This is a genomic window from Pseudarthrobacter sp. IC2-21, assembly GCF_034048115.1.
GTDB lineage: Bacteria > Actinomycetota > Actinomycetes > Actinomycetales > Micrococcaceae > Arthrobacter > Arthrobacter naphthalenicus.
Genome location: NZ_CP139145.1, coordinates 1,278,278 through 1,295,292, shown reverse-complemented (window position 1 = coordinate 1,295,292; position 17,015 = coordinate 1,278,278). Strand labels below are relative to the sequence as shown.

12 protein-coding genes and 1 pseudogene are annotated in these 17,015 nt (G+C 66.9%); 4 read left to right on the top strand and 9 right to left on the bottom strand.

Annotation, left to right across the window (positions count from 1 at the left end):
* Positions 1-2 precede the first annotated feature (2 nt).
* Both SBP01_RS05985 and rsmI read right to left on the bottom strand, forming a co-directional pair.
* A complete protein-coding gene (locus SBP01_RS05985; protein ID WP_275212643.1) occupies positions 3-1,502 on the bottom strand; it encodes an NAD-dependent succinate-semialdehyde dehydrogenase in 1,500 nt (499 codons plus the stop codon).
* 290 nt (positions 1,503-1,792) lie between these two features.
* Positions 1,793-2,614 (bottom strand): 16S rRNA (cytidine(1402)-2'-O)-methyltransferase, encoded by an 822-nt coding sequence (rsmI, locus tag SBP01_RS05980; protein ID WP_320538291.1) that lies wholly within the window; start codon positions 2,612-2,614, stop codon positions 1,793-1,795.
* A gap of 65 nt (positions 2,615-2,679) precedes the next feature.
* Here rsmI and SBP01_RS19740 point away from each other — a divergent pair.
* The 3 genes and pseudogenes from SBP01_RS19740 to SBP01_RS05970 all read left to right on the top strand — a co-directional run.
* A pseudogene (locus SBP01_RS19740) lies at positions 2,680-2,739 on the top strand (hypothetical protein); the annotation flags it as partial.
* Positions 2,740-2,792: 53 nt separating this feature from the next.
* Positions 2,793-4,475: a dolichyl-phosphate-mannose--protein mannosyltransferase gene (locus tag SBP01_RS05975; protein WP_275212644.1), complete on the top strand. Its 1,683-nt coding sequence runs from the start codon at positions 2,793-2,795 to the stop codon at positions 4,473-4,475.
* A gap of 68 nt (positions 4,476-4,543) precedes the next feature.
* Positions 4,544-6,376, top strand: coding sequence for an AMP-dependent synthetase/ligase (locus tag SBP01_RS05970; RefSeq protein ID WP_320537836.1), 1,833 nt, complete (start codon positions 4,544-4,546; stop codon positions 6,374-6,376).
* Here the strand turns inward: SBP01_RS05970 and SBP01_RS05965 are convergent.
* From SBP01_RS05965 to SBP01_RS05945, 5 genes are all read right to left on the bottom strand, one after another.
* Positions 6,373-7,584, bottom strand: coding sequence for a TIGR01906 family membrane protein (locus SBP01_RS05965; protein WP_320537835.1), 1,212 nt, complete (start codon positions 7,582-7,584; stop codon positions 6,373-6,375). The two genes, SBP01_RS05970 and SBP01_RS05965, sit on opposite strands and share 4 nt — an antisense overlap.
* 81 nt (positions 7,585-7,665) lie before the next feature.
* A complete protein-coding gene (locus SBP01_RS05960; protein ID WP_320537834.1) occupies positions 7,666-8,904 on the bottom strand; it encodes a L,D-transpeptidase in 1,239 nt (412 codons plus the stop codon).
* 63 nt (positions 8,905-8,967) lie between these two features.
* A complete protein-coding gene (gene ahcY, locus SBP01_RS05955; protein ID WP_320537833.1) occupies positions 8,968-10,455 on the bottom strand; it encodes an adenosylhomocysteinase in 1,488 nt (495 codons plus the stop codon).
* A 74-nt stretch (positions 10,456-10,529) separates the two neighbouring features.
* Positions 10,530-10,751: a Trm112 family protein gene (locus tag SBP01_RS05950; protein ID WP_320537832.1), complete on the bottom strand. Its 222-nt coding sequence runs from the start codon at positions 10,749-10,751 to the stop codon at positions 10,530-10,532.
* 142 nt (positions 10,752-10,893) lie between these two features.
* Positions 10,894-11,283, bottom strand: a complete 390-nt coding sequence (locus SBP01_RS05945) for a DUF3499 domain-containing protein (RefSeq protein WP_275212650.1) — start codon at positions 11,281-11,283, stop codon at positions 10,894-10,896.
* A 120-nt stretch (positions 11,284-11,403) separates the two neighbouring features.
* Here SBP01_RS05945 and SBP01_RS05940 point away from each other — a divergent pair, with 120 nt between their 5' ends.
* Positions 11,404-11,919 carry a metallopeptidase family protein gene (locus tag SBP01_RS05940; protein WP_320537831.1) on the top strand — a complete coding sequence of 172 codons (516 nt, stop codon included), beginning with the start codon at positions 11,404-11,406 and terminating at the stop codon, positions 11,917-11,919.
* A 41-nt stretch (positions 11,920-11,960) separates the two neighbouring features.
* Here SBP01_RS05940 and SBP01_RS05935 read toward each other — a convergent pair whose 3' ends face one another.
* The gene (locus tag SBP01_RS05935) at positions 11,961-13,688 is read right to left on the bottom strand and encodes a DUF5719 family protein (protein ID WP_320537830.1); all 1,728 of its coding nucleotides are present in this window, start codon (positions 13,686-13,688) and stop codon (positions 11,961-11,963) included.
* Positions 13,681-17,013: a glycosyltransferase family 2 protein gene (locus SBP01_RS05930; RefSeq protein WP_320537829.1), complete on the bottom strand. Its 3,333-nt coding sequence runs from the start codon at positions 17,011-17,013 to the stop codon at positions 13,681-13,683. Before SBP01_RS05930 ends, SBP01_RS05935 begins: the two co-directional genes overlap by 8 nt.
* Between the last annotated feature and the right edge of the window lie 2 nt (positions 17,014-17,015).

The window sequence follows — 17,015 nt, the reverse complement described above, 5'->3', positions numbered from 1 at the left end:
CCTCAGCCGGCGTAAGGGTCGGCGATCCCGATGTACTGGGTGTAGAGGTATTCCTCGATGCCTTCCAGGCCACCTTCGCGTCCCAGCCCGGACTGCTTGACGCCGCCGAACGGTGCTGCCGCGTTGGAGATGACTCCGGCGTTGAGGCCAAGCATGCCGGTTTCCAGGCGTTCGCCCATCCGGATACCGCGGTTCAGATCCTTTGTGAAGACGTAGGCCACGAGTCCGTATTCGGTGTTGTTGGCGAGCCGGACGGCTTCTTCTTCCGTGCTGAAGGTGGTGATGGGTGCGACGGGCCCAAAAATCTCCTCGGACAGGATCCGGGTGCCTTCGGCGACGCCGGTCAGGATGGTGGGCTGATAGAAGTAGCCCGGACCCTCTGCTGCGGCACCGCCGATGACGGCCTTGGCTCCGGCCGCCAGGGCGTCGGTGACGAGTTCATGGACCTTGTCCCGGCTCTTGGCATCAATCAGCGGACCCACCTTGGATTCGGGCTCGGTGCCGCGGGCGGTGGTCATGTCACGCATTTTTTCGGCGAATTTCCCGGCGAATTCATCCGCCACCGATTCGTGCACAATGAACCGGTTAGCAGCGGTGCAGGCCTCACCCATGTTGCGCAGTTTGGCCGCCATGGCCCCGGTAACGGCGGCATCCAGGTCGGCGTCCTCGAACACCACAAACGGGGCGTTCCCGCCCAGCTCCATGGACGTCCGCAGCACGGTTTCCGAGGCGTCGGCCAGAAGGCTGCGTCCCACCTCGGTGGATCCGGTGAACGAGAGTTTGCGCAGCCGCTGGTCCTTGATCAGCGGGCCTGTGGTGGCACCGGCAGCGGATGTCGGGATGACGTTCAGGACGCCGGCAGGGAGGCCGGCTTCCATCATGACGGCAGCGAACAGCTGGGATGTCAGCGGCGTCAGTTTGGCGGACTTCAGCACCATGGTGCAGCCGGCGGCCACAGCGGGGGCGATCTTGCGGGTGGCCATCGCCAGCGGGAAGTTCCAGGGGGTGATCAGCAGGCAGGGTCCCACCGGCTTCTTGGTCACCAGGAGCCGGGACTTCCCGTCCGGCGAGACCGAGTAGCGGCCGAATGCGCGTACCGCTTCCTCGGAGAACCAGCGCAGGAACTCCGACCCGTAGGTCACTTCACCCCGGGCCTCAGCCAGCGGCTTGCCCATCTCCAAGGTCATCAGCAGCGCGAAATCCTCGGCCCGCTCCGTTACCAGTTCAAACGCCCGGCGCAGTATTTCGCCGCGTTCGCGGGCCGGCACCTTCGCCCAGGACTCCTGGGCGGCCGCGGCGGCGTCCAAAGCCGCCATGCCGTCCTCGGGGCCGGCGTCGGCGATGCTCACCAGCACTTTCCCGGTGGCCGGATCTTCGACGTCGAACGTCTTTCCCGAAGCAGCCGGACGCCACTCACCGTTGATGAGCAGGCCGGTAGGAACGGAAGCCAGCAGCCCGCTCTCGCGGTCGGCAGTAATTGCAGTCTGGGCAGTGACGGTCACGGTGACTCCCTCGTCGGTAAGAATGGCTGCCGCGCGGGTCCGTGGGCGGCCCGCCTCGCGGCTAATTCCCTTTCACAGTACTGCTGCCCCGGACGGAGGGTCTACGCCTGAATGCACCACCTGCGGGGCCTTGGGGTGTGCACCTGCACAACGTCATCCCCAGGGATGTGTCGCCCCCGGGGATGACTCGCCCCGGGGATGTTCGGTGTCTGGTTCTCGGGGGCCGCCCCTGCCCGTCCTGGCCTGGAAAGAGCCGTCCCTGTCCCGGGGCACTCACTTCCGCGTCTTGGCTAGCGCGCCGCCAGCACGGCAGAGTACAGCTCGCGCTTACTGACGCGCACGTCCTCAGCAACGGCAGCCACTGCTTCCTTGAGCCTGATGCCCTGGGCCATCAACGCATTGACGGCTGCTACGTGATCCTCCGGCGTGCCGGGCGCCTGCTCGGGTGCGCCGCCCAGCACCACCGCGATCTCGCCCCGGACCTCATTGCTCTCCGCCCAGAGCAGCAGGTCCCCCACGGTGCCGCGGATGACTTCTTCGTAGGTCTTGGTCAGTTCGCGGCAGACGGCGATCCGCCGCTCCGATCCGAAGCGTTCCCGGAGCGCCCTGAGCATCGGCTCCAGCCGGTGCGGTGCCTCGAAGAAAACCATGGTGCGGCGCTCCGCGGCCAAATCGGCAAGCCGCGACGCGCGCTCCCCCGCCTTCCTGGGCAGGAAGCCCTCGAAGCAGAAACGATCCGTGGGAAGGCCGGACAGCGCCAGGGCCGTCAGGACCGCAGAAGGCCCCGGGACGGCAGTCACAGTCAGGCCGGCAGCCACGGCCCCTTCCACCAGGCGGAAACCGGGATCGGACACGGACGGCATTCCCGCGTCTGTCACCATGACCAGGGTTTTGCCGGCGCGCACCTGCTCCAGCAGTTCAGCTGTTTTAGTGGCCTCGTTGTGCTCGTGGTAGCTGATCACCCGTCCGGCAACGTTAACGCCAAGGCTCTGGACCAGGCGGTGCAGCCGCCTGGTGTCCTCGGCCGCCACGATGTCCGCCGTGCCCAGCAGGTCGATCAGGCGGGCGGAGGCGTCGCCGGTATTACCGATCGGCGTGGCCGCCAGGATGATCCGTCCCGGCCCCGCAGCCGGCGAGGTCCGGGAAACGTTCGAATCTTCAGGGTTCGAATCTTCAGGGTTCGAATCTTCAGGGTTCGAATCTTCAGGGCTGGAATCGGCGAAGGTACTGGGGTTAGGGTCCACCCCATCAGCCTACTGCTGGCCGGGGAAGCAGGCGGCAAAAGGTAGCATGGGGCTCGTGACCCAGACCTCGATGCGGCCTGCCGAGGCCGGAGACACCGCTCCCCCTGCCGGCCGCCCGTGGATCGCCCGTCCAGCAGAGGCATTTTCCGCCGCAGCCCTCCGCGGCCGCCTCATCGGCAGCATCCGGAGCTGGCGTGATTACCCGCCCTCGCTGCGCCTGTGGTTCTGGCTGGTTCCCGCCCTGACCACCGTGGTGGGCGGGATCCTCCGGTTTGTGCGTCTGGACAACCCCCACAGCCTGGTCTTCGACGAAACGTATTACGTCAAGGACGCCTACTCCTACCTCGTCAGCGGATATGAACGGACGTGGCCGGACAAAGCCAACGATTCCTTTAACGCCGGTAACCCGGACATTCTGCTGAACAGTCCGGAATACGTGGTCCATCCCCCCGTGGGCAAATGGATGATCGCCGCGGGTATGTGGCTCTTCGGCCCGGACAATCCGTTTGGCTGGCGGTTCAGCGCCGCACTGACGGGTACCCTGTCCGTCCTCCTCCTGACGCTTATTGCGCTGAAACTGTTCCGTTCCCTGCCACTGGCCGCGGCGGCGGGTCTCCTGCTCGCCGTCGACGGTCACCACCTGGTCATGTCCCGGACCTCGCTGCTGGACATCTTCCTGATGTTCTGGGTCCTTGCCGCCTTCGGCGCCCTGCTGCTGGACCGCGACGACGGGCGGCGGCGCCTCGCTGACCGGCTGGCACGGCTGGCAGCGGGTTCGACGACGGGCCGTCCGTCGGGTGCCCAACTGCTGGCGGGGCCGTGGCCGGGGATCCGCTGGTGGCGTGTCACCGCCGGCGTCTGCATGGGCCTCGCCGTTGGAACCAAATGGTCCGGCCTGTTTTTTCTGGCCGGGTTCGGCCTCCTCACCGTCCTTTGGGATCTGAATGCACGCCGTGTGGCAGGCATCCGTGGCTGGATCACCGGCGGAATCATCAAGGACGGGCTGCCGGCCTTCGCGAGCATGGTGCCGGTGGCCGCCCTCGTGTACACGGCAACATGGACCGGCTGGTTCCGTTCCCAGGATGCCTACTTCCGTCACTGGGCCGAGGCCAATCCCTCCCCGATGTGGGGCTGGGTGCCCGACTCACTCCGCTCGCTGGCGCACTACCACCTGGAGGCCTACAAGTTCCATCAGGGGCTGGGCTCCGAGCATCCCTACGAGGCCAGCGCCTGGAGCTGGCTGGTGATGGGCCGGCCCACCTCGTTTTACTACCAGCAGTCGGGACCCGAAGCGCTGGATTGCCATGCGGCCCGCTGCGCATCAGCCATCCTCTCCGTCGGAAACCCCCTGATCTGGTGGAGTGCCGCCATCTCCCTGGTGGTCCTGCTCTTTTGGTGGGCCGGCCGCCGGGACTGGCGTGCAGGGGCTGTCCTTGCCGGCGTCGGGGCGGGGTATCTGCCGTGGTTCCTGTATCCGGAACGCACCATGTTCTTCTTCTACGCCGTCTCGTTTGAGCCGTTCCTGATCCTGTCCTTGGTCTATTGCCTGGGCCTGGTTCTGGGCCGGGAGGGCGACCCGTTGTGGCGTCGGCGCTCCGGCCTGTACCTGCTGGCCCTCTTCGTTGCCGCTGCGGTGCTGTTGTCCGCCTTTTTCTACCCCTTGTGGACTGCCGAGACCATCTCCTATGAGGAATGGCGGTACAGAATGTGGATGCCATCGTGGATCTAAGGCAGGATGGCATCAGACCCTCGAATGAGCCGCGCGCCGCGGAACGGCTGCGGAACGGAGACGCCCCCGTGCGAGAAGCAAGCACAGAACTCCTGGTGGAGCTGGACCCGGACAGCAATGTCACTGACCTTTTGCTCCGGCAGGAAGCTGCCAACGCGGCCCACCCGCTGTACGCCCGGAAAGGCCCCAACGGCTGGACGGATGTGTCCGCGCACAAGTTCCTGCAGGACGTCCGTGCCCTGGCGAAGGGCCTTATTGCCGGCGGCCTGGAGCCGGGCGAGACCGTGGTGGTGATGTCCGCAACACGCTACGAGTGGACGATGGTGGACTTCGCCATCTGGTTCGCCGGGGGCGTGACCGTGCCGGTTTATGAGACCTCCTCCCCCGGACAGGTGGAGTGGATTTTGCACGACGCCGGTGCCCGCCACGTATTCGCCGAAGACCGCGACAAGGTGGCACTGATCGCCGGTGTGCTGGAAACGTCCGCACTCCTGCGGGACCGGCTGGTCAGCGTAGTCAGGATGGATTTCGACGGCGAAGCGCCGGACCTCGCCAGCCTCTCGGCCGCCGGGACGGGGGTTACAGACGCCGAACTGGAGCGTCACCGCACCGCCGCCGGGCTGGCCGACGTCGCATCCCTGGTCTATACGTCCGGCACCACCGGGCGCCCCAAAGGCTGCGAAATCACCCACGGCAACTTCGCGCTGGTGGCCGTGAACGTGGTGGCTTTCCTGCCCGAAATCCTCAAACAGCCCCATGCGAGGACCCTGATGTTCCTGCCTTTGGCCCATGTGCTGGCCCGTGCCGTCCAGGTGGCCTGCCTCCATGCAGGTGCCACCCTGGGCCACGTTAATAGTGCTGCAGCGTTGCTTGAGGACCTGGGGACATTCAAACCCACATTCCTGCTGGCCGTGCCGCGGATTTTCGAAAAGGTGCGGGCGGGTGCCACGCACAAGGCGGCCATGGCCGGCAGGTCGCGGATCTTCCGGGCGGCCTCGGCAACCGCCATCCGTTATTCCCTCGAGGAGGACCGTGCCGCCCGCGGGGAAGGCACCGGACCGGGCTTGGCGTTACGCACGCAGCATGCCCTCTTTGACCGGCTCGTGTATGCCCGGCTCCGCCGCATGTTCGGCGGCCGCCTGGGTCACATGGTGTCCGGTGCCAGCGCCTTGGCCCCCGACGACGCGCATTTCTTCCGCGGTGCCGGGATCCCCGTCCTGGAGGGTTACGGGCTGACCGAAACCACGGCTCCCTGCACCGCCAACACCGTCACCCGCACCCGGGTGGGCAGTGTGGGCATCCCCCTGCCGGGAACAACCATCCGTGTCGCCGAGGACGGCGAAGTGCTGGTCAAAGGGATCGGTGGCTTCAAGGGGTACCACGCCAACGAAGCGGCCAACGCGGAGGCCTTCGTGGGCGGATTCTTCCGCACCGGGGACCTGGGGGAACTCGACCCCGAAGGGTTCCTGACCATTACCGGCCGCAAGAAAGACCTGTTGGTCACCGCCGGCGGCAAGAACGTGGCGCCCGGACCGCTTGAAGAGAAGATCCGCACGCACCAGCTGGTTGACCACGCAGTGGTGGTCGGCGACGGGAAACCTTACGTAGCCGCGCTGGTCAGCCTGGACCCCGCCGGCCTGGATAACTGGTGCCAGGAGAACAAGGTCAGCCCGTTGACTCTGGCTGATGCGGCCCGGGATCCCCGCATCCGGAGCGCAATACAGACGGCCGTGGACCACGCCAACACCCTGGTTTCGAAGGCCGAAGCGGTCCGCAGCTTCACCATCCTGGCGGCCACCCTTACGGAGGAATCCGGCCACCTGACGCCTTCGCTCAAACTGAAAAGAGCCGCCGTCGTCCGTGATTTTGAAGCCGAGGTTGCCGGGCTCTACCGCAGCTAGGCCGCAACCTCAACGGATTCCACGTCATCTTTCAGCAGTCCGCGGCGCCGGCGCGTAGGCCAGGTGAGGATCAGGGTCACCACGGAGACCAGGAAGACCAGCCCGGCAATGACGATGCCCGCATCGATCCAGAACTGCCCCGGGAACAGCCGGATCAGGGTGTCCTCCAGCGCGAACGTCCAGGAACCGCTGGCGAAGAAGATCCGGTGGAACTCGGTGAAGAACTGTTGCCAGCTCAGCACCGCCAGTGCCCCGAGGCCCAGGATGATTGCCAGCGACACGATGGAGCCTGCGAAGAGCCCCCGCCGGACTCCCCCGGTGCTTCGGCGGCGCAGGTAGGCGATAGCCACGATGCTGAGTGCAATGAGGAGCGCACCTGCGCCGAAGGCCGAGAGGATGACCGTCTTGACGTCCGCCATGTGGCTGACCTCGCCATCCTTGAACAGGCTGGCCCCGCTCCGGTTCACCAGGTCCCCGAGGTATCGCGGTCCTGCCCAGTTGCTGAGATAGTCAACCGCGTAGGAGCCGTAGGTCATCCTGTCATCGGTGCTGAAACCGTACCCGTCTCCGGGGAATCCGGGCCGGTTGTATTCGATCCAGAGGAACAGGGGGCTGGTCACGGCGCGGACGGCGAGCACCAGCAGGATCACGGGGTAGAACAGTGCCAGCAGGACCTGCCAGATGCGCGGCGCCACGGGTTTGGCGTTGGCCGCGCTTTCCCGTTCCGCGTTGCGGCGCTCAACTTCCTCCTCGGGAGGGCGGACCTGCAGGGCCGAGGTGGGCAGGGGTTCACTGTAAGGGCCGGACTGGTGGCGTGCGGCGCCCGTGAGCGGGGTTGGCTTGCCTTCGTCCGTGGTCCCGGCGGCGGAAGACCCGCCGGCGGATGACCCTGGAGTGGATGACCCTGGAGTGGATGACCCTGGGGTGGATGACCCGACGCTGGCTGGTTCGACCGTTGCCGGCTTGGCGCTGGCCGGATTTGCGTCGGCAGTTTCATCGGCTGCAGGTGCAGCGTCCGCGGATGTGGCGCCGGCGCGCGCAGCGTCGGCAGGCACAGCCGCGGCCTCCGCCGCTTTGCGGTCCGCCCGGCTTTCAGGCTGCCCCGTCATCCAGGCGAACGCGGGCTCGTCGGAGTCCGAAGAAGTATCAAGTTGCGGATCCGGCTGCGGCTCCGTGCGCTTGGCAGGGGTCGGCGAGTTGTCGTTCACAGCAGCGTCACTTCCGTTGGGGTCCGTGCTGCCTGGCTCTGGTCCGGGCAGCGCAGTGTGTCTGGTCTCGAGCCTACCGGCCTAGTTGTCATACTCGGCCCAAGGGATGTTCCAGTCCCCATAGCCGTCGTCCAGGGCGGCGTAATCGCCTTCAGTGTTGATGATCTGCACAACGTCGCCCGTGGTCATGTTGTCAAAGACCCAGGCGGCGCCGTCGGGAGCAAACCCGATGCAGCCGTGGGAAACGTTGGTGTTGCCGATGTAGGGGTAAGCGGAGTCAAGTGCCTGGTGAATGTAGGCCCCGCTGAGCGTCAGCCGAATGGAGTATTCGACATCCACTTCCCCGTAGTACGCCGGGTCCCCGGGTTTGAGGCCAATGCTCGCAGCGCGGAAGTGGTCGTAGCGGTTCTTCTCCATCAGCACCGCATAGCCGCGGGCGGACGGGAAGCGCTTGTCCCCCATGCTGACCGGGAGCGTCTTGACTACCTGGTCGTTGACGCTGAGCGTGAAGGTGTGCGCGGTGGCGTCGGCAATCGCAACTTTCTTGTCACCGATCCGGATGTTGGCCTTCTTGTTGAAGTTCGCGATCTGGCCTTTGCCAAGATCAACTCCGAAGAGCTGCATGTCCATGGTGACCGTGGAGTTGGCGGCCCAGAAACCTTCGGGGCGGTAACGGACCATGGTGTCGCTGAACCAGTGGAAGGCCCCGACCTGGCCCGCGCTGGAGGTGATCTTGATGGCCTTCTCCACGGCAGCCCGGTTGACCACCGGCTCGCTGAAGACGACCTGGAGGGGCTGGCCCACACCCACCTTCATGCCGTCCAGGGGGTAGATCGCCGCGTCGGCTTCGTGGGTGCTGGACACCGTATTGAATGCCTGCGTGGCCGTGCTTTCGCGGCCGGCCCCGTCGGTCACCACATACGTGTAGCTGTACTCAGTGTTGAATTTCAGCGGTGCCGTGGCCGACCAGCTGCTGCCGTCCGCTGCAAAGGTGCCAGGAATTGATTCCCCTGCCGTGCTGGTAAGCGTGACGCTCTCGATCCTGCCGTTGCCCACCTTCACAGATGCCGGTGTGGCCGGGTTGACCTGTTTGGCGGCGGCGGCAGGGATGATGTCCACCTTGACCGGCGGCACCACCGGTGACGCCAGGCCCGGCGCGGAGCGGACAGCGGAGGCCGCCTCCGATTCGAGGGCACCGCGGGCGAGACCCGGGGCAACGGCCGCGAAGACACCGCCCGCAGCAGCCAGTCCGCAGACGGCTGCCACAACAAGAATCTTTTTGGCGGTCGACATCCGGCGTGGCTTTGCTTCTGGCTCCATAGTCCGATCTTAATGGTTGAAGGTAACAACCCCGGGCGCCGTCCGCGCCCGGGGAGTCACACCTCAGTAACGATAGTGCTCCGGCTTGTACGGGCCGGCGACATCCAGGTCCAGGTATTCGGCCTGTTCCTTGGACAGTTCAGTGAGCTCGACGTCCAGGGCGTCCAGGTGCAGGCGGGCAACCTTTTCGTCAAGGATCTTGGGCAGCACATAGACCTGGTTTTCGTACTCCCGCTCGCCCTCAGCCTGGTCCCGCTTCGTCCACAGCTCGATCTGGGCAATCGTCTGGTTGGCGAAGGAGTTGCTCATCACAAAGGACGGGTGGCCGGTCGCGTTGCCGAGGTTCAGCAGGCGTCCCTCGGAAAGGACGATGATGGAGCGGCTGTCCTTGCCAGTGGCGGGATCGGCCTCGAACACCCACTCGTGAACCTGGGGTTTGATCTCCACTTTCCGGACGCCCGGGATCCGGGCCAGTCCGGCCATGTCGATCTCGTTGTCGAAGTGGCCGATGTTGCCCACAATGGCTTTGTCACGCATGCCGGCCATGTGTTCCGCGAGGATGACATCCTTGTTCCCGGTGGTGGTGATGAAGATGTGGCCCTCGCTCAGGACAGACTCCAGCTTGGCCACCTGGTAGCCGTCCATGGCTGCCTGCAGGGCACAGATGGGATCAATTTCGGTGACGATCACGCGTGAGCCCTGGCCGCGGAATGCTTCCGCCGCACCCTTGCCGACGTCACCGTAACCACAGACGACGGCGACCTTGCCGCCCATCAGGACGTCCGTGGCCCGGTTGATGCCGTCCGGCAGGGAGTGCCGGATGCCGTACTTGTTGTCGAACTTGCTCTTGGTCACCGAGTCGTTGACGTTGATGGCGGGGAACAGCAGCTTGCCCTGCTCAGCCAGCTGGTAGAGGCGGTGCACGCCGGTGGTGGTTTCCTCGGTGACGCCGCGCAGGCGGGAGCCGATCCGGGTCCAGCGCTGGTTGTCCTCCTGAAGCGAGGCGCGGAGCACATCGAGGAAGATCCGGCCTTCTTCGGATTCATCTTCGGCAGCGTCCGGCACGGCGCCGGCAGCTTCGAATTCGACACCCTTGTGTACCAGCATGGTGGCGTCGCCGCCGTCGTCCAGGATCATGTTGGGGCCAAGCTCCGGGTCTGCGTCCGCGCCGGGCCACGTGAGGATCTGCTGCGCCGTCCACCAGTACTCTTCGAGCGTTTCGCCTTTCCAGGCGAACACCGGAACGCCCTGCGGGTCCTCGGTGGTGCCGGTGCCCACCACCACGGCGGCGGCAGCCTCATCCTGCGTGGAGAAGATGTTGCAGGAGGCCCAGCGAACCTCGGCACCGAGGGCGGTGAGCGTTTCGATCAGGACGGCGGTTTGCACTGTCATGTGGAGGGAGCCGGCAATCCGTGCGCCCTTCAGCGGCTGGCTGGGGCCGAATTCCTTGCGAAGGGACATCAGCCCCGGCATCTCGTGCTCGGCCAGCCGGATCTGGTGGCGTCCCGCTTCGGCCAGCGAAATGTCGGCGACCTTGTAGTCAATTGTCATGGTGTTCCTTTGCTCTGTCCGATGGCGGCGACGGCGTTAAAGCGTCTGCATGCAGGTCGATGTGGGAGTGAAAGTCAGGACGCAGCGGAGTCGTGCTGGTCGGAGCCGGCCGCGGTGGCAGCCAGCAGCAGTTCCGGCGGCAGCAGGAGCGGTATGCCGTCCTGGATCGGGTAGCGGAGCTTCACGCCCGACTCTCCCGCCGCCGTCGATACAAGCTCTTCGCCTTCCTGGACCAGCGACGAGCCGGTCACGGGACAGCGCAGGACGGACAACAGTTCAGGACTGATCTTTGCCATGGTTGGATGCTCCCGAAAGGGCGCGCGTCCGCGCGCCGGTGGCTGACTGATTAGCAGGTTCAAGCCTACCGCCACTCCAGCATCGGACAGGTGCAGGTCCGGTGGATCCGTGATCCGGCACGATGTCCGGGGCAGTGGAGAATCAGGACGGTTCGCGCAGGATGCGGAGGTGGCCCCGGCGTGTGCCTTCAGCACCGGCCGGCGCTTCCAGCGCCGAGTGTGCAGCACGCTGGGCCGGCGTTGTCTGCGGCTTGGGCGGCAGGGCTGCCGCTTCCCGGACTGCGTTGGCCAGGGCAAGGAGGTCGTCCGGGCCGGGCTGCTGGGGAGTGGTGGGCATCGCCAGCCGAAGCACCTCCCAGCCGCGGGGAACTGTCAGTGACCCGGCATGCTGCTCGCACAAATCGTAACAATGCGGCTCGGCGTAGGTGGCAAGGGGACCCAGGACTGCGGTGGAGTCAGCGTAGACGTACGTCAAAGTCGCCACCGCTGACTGACGGCAGGCCGATCGTGAACATTGACGGATAGCTCCCACGACATCACAGACTACTCTGCCTGACCTTCGTTTCCCGGTATTTGCCGCACCAACCGCCGCGCCCCGGGCCTGCCGGCGGTGAGTCTCGCGTAAAACTGCGACCGGGTTTACAGTCAATGTATGCAGTCATCGAACCATGATTCAGCTTTTTCGGTCCGTTTGGCTGACGCGGACGCCTCCGGTACAGAAACGGGACCAAGCTCAACGGGCCGGAGTTTTGCGATGCGCCGCCGGAACCGCCACGGCCGCGGCCTGCGGGGGGAACTCGTCCTGCCCACTCATCCCGGATACCGGACGCGGTCTGACCGTTTTGATGACTTGGTCCTGGACTCCGCTCAGCGGCTCCACGACATCTGGGGAAAGACGCTGGACGGCGTTCGATTTGCCGTGGATGAGATCCCGCCGGACCTGGAGCAGCTGGTGGCCCAGGCTGCGCCTCCGCCGATGGGTGCCTACACGCCGGCAACGGACGGGGAAGGCCCGGTGATCACCTTGTACCGCCGGGTGGTGGAACAGGGTTGTGGCAGCCTGGATGAACTCCAGGACCTGGTGCACGACGTTGTGGTGGAGCACACGGCAGAGATGCTCGGAGTGGCCCCGGAGACGCTGGATCCGGTCTACCGCCGCAGGTACTGACCGCCCGCCTGGCCTTCGTTGTCGACGTAAGTAGCCGAGGTTTAGTAGCCGAGGGAGACCGCGACCTTTTCCTGCCCCGACGCGGCAGGCATCAGGGCCAGCGTGGAAATGTCCTCCCGGCCGTCCTGCTGCAGCAGCAGGGCACCGTAGGCGGCGTCGCCCGACGCTGAGACCACGTAGGCCACCACGGCCGACTCCTCCACTTTCTCGGGAAGCTTGATGGAGGTGGTGGTTCCGCCGGCGACGTCCGCAGTGGCTGCCGGGCGGATCCTGCCGTCGGCTGTCACGGCTGCGTAGGAAATGGTGGCCCGGTTCTCCAGCACGCCGAAGACGAGGCTGCGGTCACCGCCCTGGGGCACCGGAACAACGTGCTGGCTGCCGAGCCTGACGCCCGAGGCCGCCCACGCCACATCGGAGGCCTTGGCGCCGTTGACGCCGCGCGTTACACGCGCCGAAGCCACGAATGAGACGTCCGAGCTGGTGGACACCGTGTAGCGGCCGGCCGGGACGCCTGCCAAGGAAATCTCGGTGGCGGAGCCTGCCTTCGCCGTGACCACGCCGCCGCCGGGGAGGGCTTTCTGACCATCGCGGCCGAAGAGCTTGACCTCCACCACGGCGTCGGAAGGGCCGGGCACGGTGATGTTCAGAGCGGGGCCCGCGTCGCCGAAGCCCGACTTCCCCGTCATCGCTGAAATGCCGCCGGCATCCTGGATGTCCAGGCCGGTCATGACCTGCCGGGCAGCCGGCGCGGCCCCCGGCGTGATGAAGTCCAGGCCGCCCGGCGTCAGTCCCCTCAGGACGCTCTGTTGAATGACCGCGGCGACGGGACCGCCGGCGCTCCGGACATGGACGCTCAGTTGCCGCTCACCGGGAGCCAGGCCGGCGAGGACGATGGAACGGGTGGTTCCCGGGGCGACGAGGAGCCCCCTGCTGCCGGGCGCCTGGATCTGGCCCTTGCTCCCAAACAGCTCAAGGCTCACGGTAGCGGGAGTGCTCGAGGCGTTGCTGAGGACCAGGACGGATGTGCGCCCCACAGTGGTGCTGGCGCCGGCGAGCCAAAGATCGTTGGCCGGCGGTGTGCAGTTGGCTGCCGCGGTCCCTTGCAGGTCGCCGTCCGTCGCCGAGTACTTCAGCGCACCGGCCGCTGACGGTTTCTGGCCTGCCATCGCGTCCGCCCCCAGCACGGTGGCACCGCTGACCCGGTGACTGTTGAGCACCCCGGCCTTCAGGTCCTGCGGACCGGACTGAGCCGGCTGGGTGCCGCCTTTGGCGATCTCGACGGCGGGAGTCCCGTTAAGAGTGGAGAGCTGGCTGGCGGGAAGGACACCACCGGGGGCGCTCAGCACCGCGCCGGTGACGACAGTCTCCGCCGTGGCGGACTCAGGGCTGAATTGGGGGTCAGTGCCGGCTTCGGTGCCTTCGAGAAGGCGTGCCGGTCCGGGACAGACGCCGATGCTCGCACCGGCGGGAACGGAGGCCTGCACGGCCGGGATGGGACGGCTGCCTGCGGGCTGGGGGGCGAAGGATGCCGCAGCAACGATTCCGCCCGCCGCGGCAACGATCGCCAACGCCGAGACAAGGCCGGCGAGCATGTCCTTGGTCGGGTTCCTGCGGGGAGCAGGCTTGGCTGGGCCAGTGGCGCCGGCACCCGCCGGCGGTACGGCCGGAGGTGCGCCTGCCGGTGCGCCCGGCATCCCGTCCTGCTCCTCGACGCTGCCCGGAGCAGGCTTGCGGGCCGCCGGGGCGGGGGTTGGAGCGGTGTTATGCATTTTGGTGTTCCTTACGCAAAGAGCCCTCGTCCCGTGACAGCCCGGTGTTGGGCCGCCGTGCCGGCATCGGCAGGGCGAGCATCACAGTGAGCCCGAACACCGTGACCTGCATGATGCCTGACCACAGGGCCCACGGGGCGTCATAGCGGATGGTCAACTGACCGGCCGAAGCCGGCAGCGTGAAGGCCTGGGCCGAGCCGGAGGTGGTGGACGTCAGTTTCTGCCCGTCGAACCAGGCGCTCCATCCGGGATCCGCCCGTTCAGCAAGAGTTACGAGCCGGCCTTCCGGGCCCGCCGGGACGGGGCTGTCGACGTCGTCGTTTTTGGAAGGCACCAGGGTCACCGTGGCTCCGGCAGGGTCCACAATCCGAACGCGGTGGGCGACGTCGGCAGGATGCAGGGCAGGCTGGTTGAGCGGGGTGATCCGCCAGAGCCAGCCCACATCCGTCTGCCCCACGGCAACCAGGCCAGGCACGGCGTCCATCCTGCTCGCGGTTAACTGGGCTGCCGTGTCCGCGGAGCGCAGCACCACAAACCCGGCACCCAGGCGCTCCAACTCCGGCCGGGGATCCACACCCTGCCCGGCCACCAGTGTGGCCACAACGCTGCGCAGCGAGCCTGTGACGTCGTCGTCTTCCCGGATTGTCTCCTGGCCCGGGGCACCCATGATGTTGCGGGCTGCCGCAATGGCGGAAAGGCTGTCCAGGGTGGTTCCCGCACCGCGCATCAGGGCCGCGTCAAACGTCCCGTTCTCGTGGGTGCTGATGAGCAGGGTGCGGGACTGCTCCGGCCCGGTGCCACGGTCAATCGCCGTGGCGGGAAGGGTCCGGGCGCCGGCAGCCTCAACGAGCCGGGGCGTGCCCAGCCCGGCGTCCGCCGGACCGTCGTAGGCCTGCGCCGGGGCGGCGGGCCGAAGGACGTTCTGGGCAGACCATACGGCCATGCCTGCCAACGGACCGGCCAGGAGCAGCACCATGGCGACGGCGGTGGCAGCACGAAGTGCCACGCTGCGGCTGGCGTTCCGCGAGGCCGAGCGGTGTGCCGCGTCCAAGAGGCGCTCCGCGCCGATGAGCGCCGCTGCCAGGAGTGCGAAACCGGCGGCGGAAACAGCCGGGCCGGTGAACGGGGTAACCAGGCTATCGGCACTGGCGGCCGTGGCGACATGGCTGGCAAACCAGCCGCCCACCAGGATGGTCAGTGCCGCGGCCCAGAGGGCGCGGGCGGTCCCGCTCCGTTTGCCAGGGAGAAAAAGTGCAGCCACTCCCAGCAGCAGGACCGGGACGGCCACAAGCAGTGCCAGGAGAATCGCCCAGGGGACGGCTCCGCCGCTGAACCAGGGAAGGCCGGACAGGCCGCCATCCGGAGCGAACAGCAGCGGCTGGCCCAGCACCTGCTGCCACAGCGGGGCCGCGTCAAATCCGAGCGGCACACCAGGATCAGCCAGGAGCGCACGCGGCCTGTCGATGACGGAGAGCCCGAACGGAAGAAACAGTGCGGCGCTGGGCAGCAGCGCCCACCACACGGTGCGCCCACGCCTGCCCAGCATCAGCCCGCACAGCACAATCAGCACCGCAGCAGGGACCAGGAGCACGGGTGCGCAGGCCGCCACCACGGCCAGGGCCAGGCCGGCGGCTGCCGCGGCAGTCCAGGACGGCAGGCCGTTGATCCCGGGCCGTGCAGGCGGCTTTTCGGGGAACCGGAGCTCCCCCGGTGACGGCAGGGCGAACCTCCCATGGCCCACGGCGGAACCTGTGGCGCGCAGCAGCGCCAACACCAGCAACGGGATCATGATGTGCGCGATCAGCGCCCCCGCCCGGCCTTGGTTGAGGGCCACCTGGAGGGCTGGTGCGGCAGCCCAGAAGAGCGCCGCAATGAAGCGGAAGCGTCGGCGGACGGTTACCCCGCCAGCGGCAAACCACGCCGTTAAACCGGACAGCGGGGCAGCGAGCAGAAGCAGCCAGGCCATAGCCGCGTTGGCATCTCCGCCACCGAGAACGCCGAGGATCCACAGCACGTAGTCGAAGGGGTCACCCTTGCCGGGAAGGCCTGCCCCCAGGCTGATCCACCAACTTGAGGCGTGATGCCAGATTTCGCTCAGGGAAGCCGAGACCGGAATCAGTCCGCCCCCGGAAACGGCTTCGGCCCGGAACAGGCCGCTGAGAGCTGTGAGCGAAGCGGCCGACGCAATGATGATGGCAGCGAGAGCGCCGGTGCCCACCCAGCCGCGCTCGGTGGTGGTCAGCGCCGCGAAGTCGTCGGAGGAGTCGCCCGTCGGTTGGTCCGCCAGCGGATCCTGGACCAGGCCGTCGGCGGTGGACTTGTCCGCGCCCAGCGCTTCGATGAGCGAGCGGCGGTGGTTCCACACTTCACGGCGGGGGGTCTGCAGTTTCTTGATGACAGACCGCCGGATCCGGCGTGTGCTGGCTGCCGTGCGGCGCGATTTGGCCAGCGCGGCAGGCCTGGCCAGGGCCGCGAACGTGGCTACGAGTTGAGAGAAGCCATGTCCCGGGTCCTTAACGGCGACGCTGAGCACGAGTTTAAAGAGGCTACCGAGCAGCGCGCCCACGGCGTGGACAGGAACCTTCCACAGGGGCGCGTGCTTCAGCCGGAGGTGTACCTGTGCTTTGCGGGCTGCCGAGGGGTTGCCCTGCCCGTGCGGCCGATGGGCAACATGGAACATCCGCGCCGTAGGCACCACCACCACCCGATGCCCGGCGAGACGGTTGCGCCAGCAGAAGTCCACGTCATCGCCGGTGCCTGGCAGGGCGGGGTCGAAGCCCGACAGGTGTTCCCAGATGTCACGCCGCACCAGCATGCCGGCTGAGTTGACAGCAAAGGTGTCCGAACGGCCGTTGTACTGGCCCTGATCAAGTTCATCGGCGTCGATGAGGGTAAGGCGCTCAGCCCACCTGCTGGTGGACAGTCCGACGTCGATCAGGCGGCGTTCGCTGTGCCAGTCCAGTTGCTTGCACCCGGCCACCGTGACAGAGGGTGCGCGCTCCACGGCACCCAGCAGCTCCGCCAGCGCCTCCGGCGCCGGAGCCGCATCATCATGGAGCAGCCAAATCCACTCTCTGGCGGCCCGGTCCGGCTCACCTCCCCAGGGCGAGCGCGCGCTGAGGCCGGCGCGCACAGCGCCGCCCATCCCGCTCCTGCCGTGGGGAACACCAATGACGTTCTCTGTTCCCAGAGCCCGTTCGAGGAGGGCAGCAGAGTCATCGCGCGAGCCGGTATCCACTCCGATGACGGAATCCGCTGGCCGGGTCTGGTCCGCGAGGGCGGCCAGGGTTCTGGGGAGATAGGCACTGCCGTTGTGGGAAACCACAA

What these genes read in the sequence shown, in the direction of transcription:
- ahcY (WP_320537833.1), bottom strand. Translation starts at nt 10,455, where the DNA reads ATGACAATTGACTACAAGGTCGCCGACATTTCGCTGGCCGAAGCGGGA.
- SBP01_RS05960 (WP_320537834.1), bottom strand. Translation starts at nt 8,904, where the DNA reads ATGGAGCCAGAAGCAAAGCCACGCCGGATGTCGACCGCCAAAAAGATT.
- SBP01_RS05935 (WP_320537830.1), bottom strand. Translation starts at nt 13,688, where the DNA reads ATGCATAACACCGCTCCAACCCCCGCCCCGGCGGCCCGCAAGCCTGCT.
- SBP01_RS05940 (WP_320537831.1), top strand. Translation starts at nt 11,404, where the DNA reads ATGCAGTCATCGAACCATGATTCAGCTTTTTCGGTCCGTTTGGCTGAC.
- SBP01_RS05975 (WP_275212644.1), top strand. Translation starts at nt 2,793, where the DNA reads ATGGGGCTCGTGACCCAGACCTCGATGCGGCCTGCCGAGGCCGGAGAC.
- SBP01_RS05950 (WP_320537832.1), bottom strand. Translation starts at nt 10,751, where the DNA reads ATGGCAAAGATCAGTCCTGAACTGTTGTCCGTCCTGCGCTGTCCCGTG.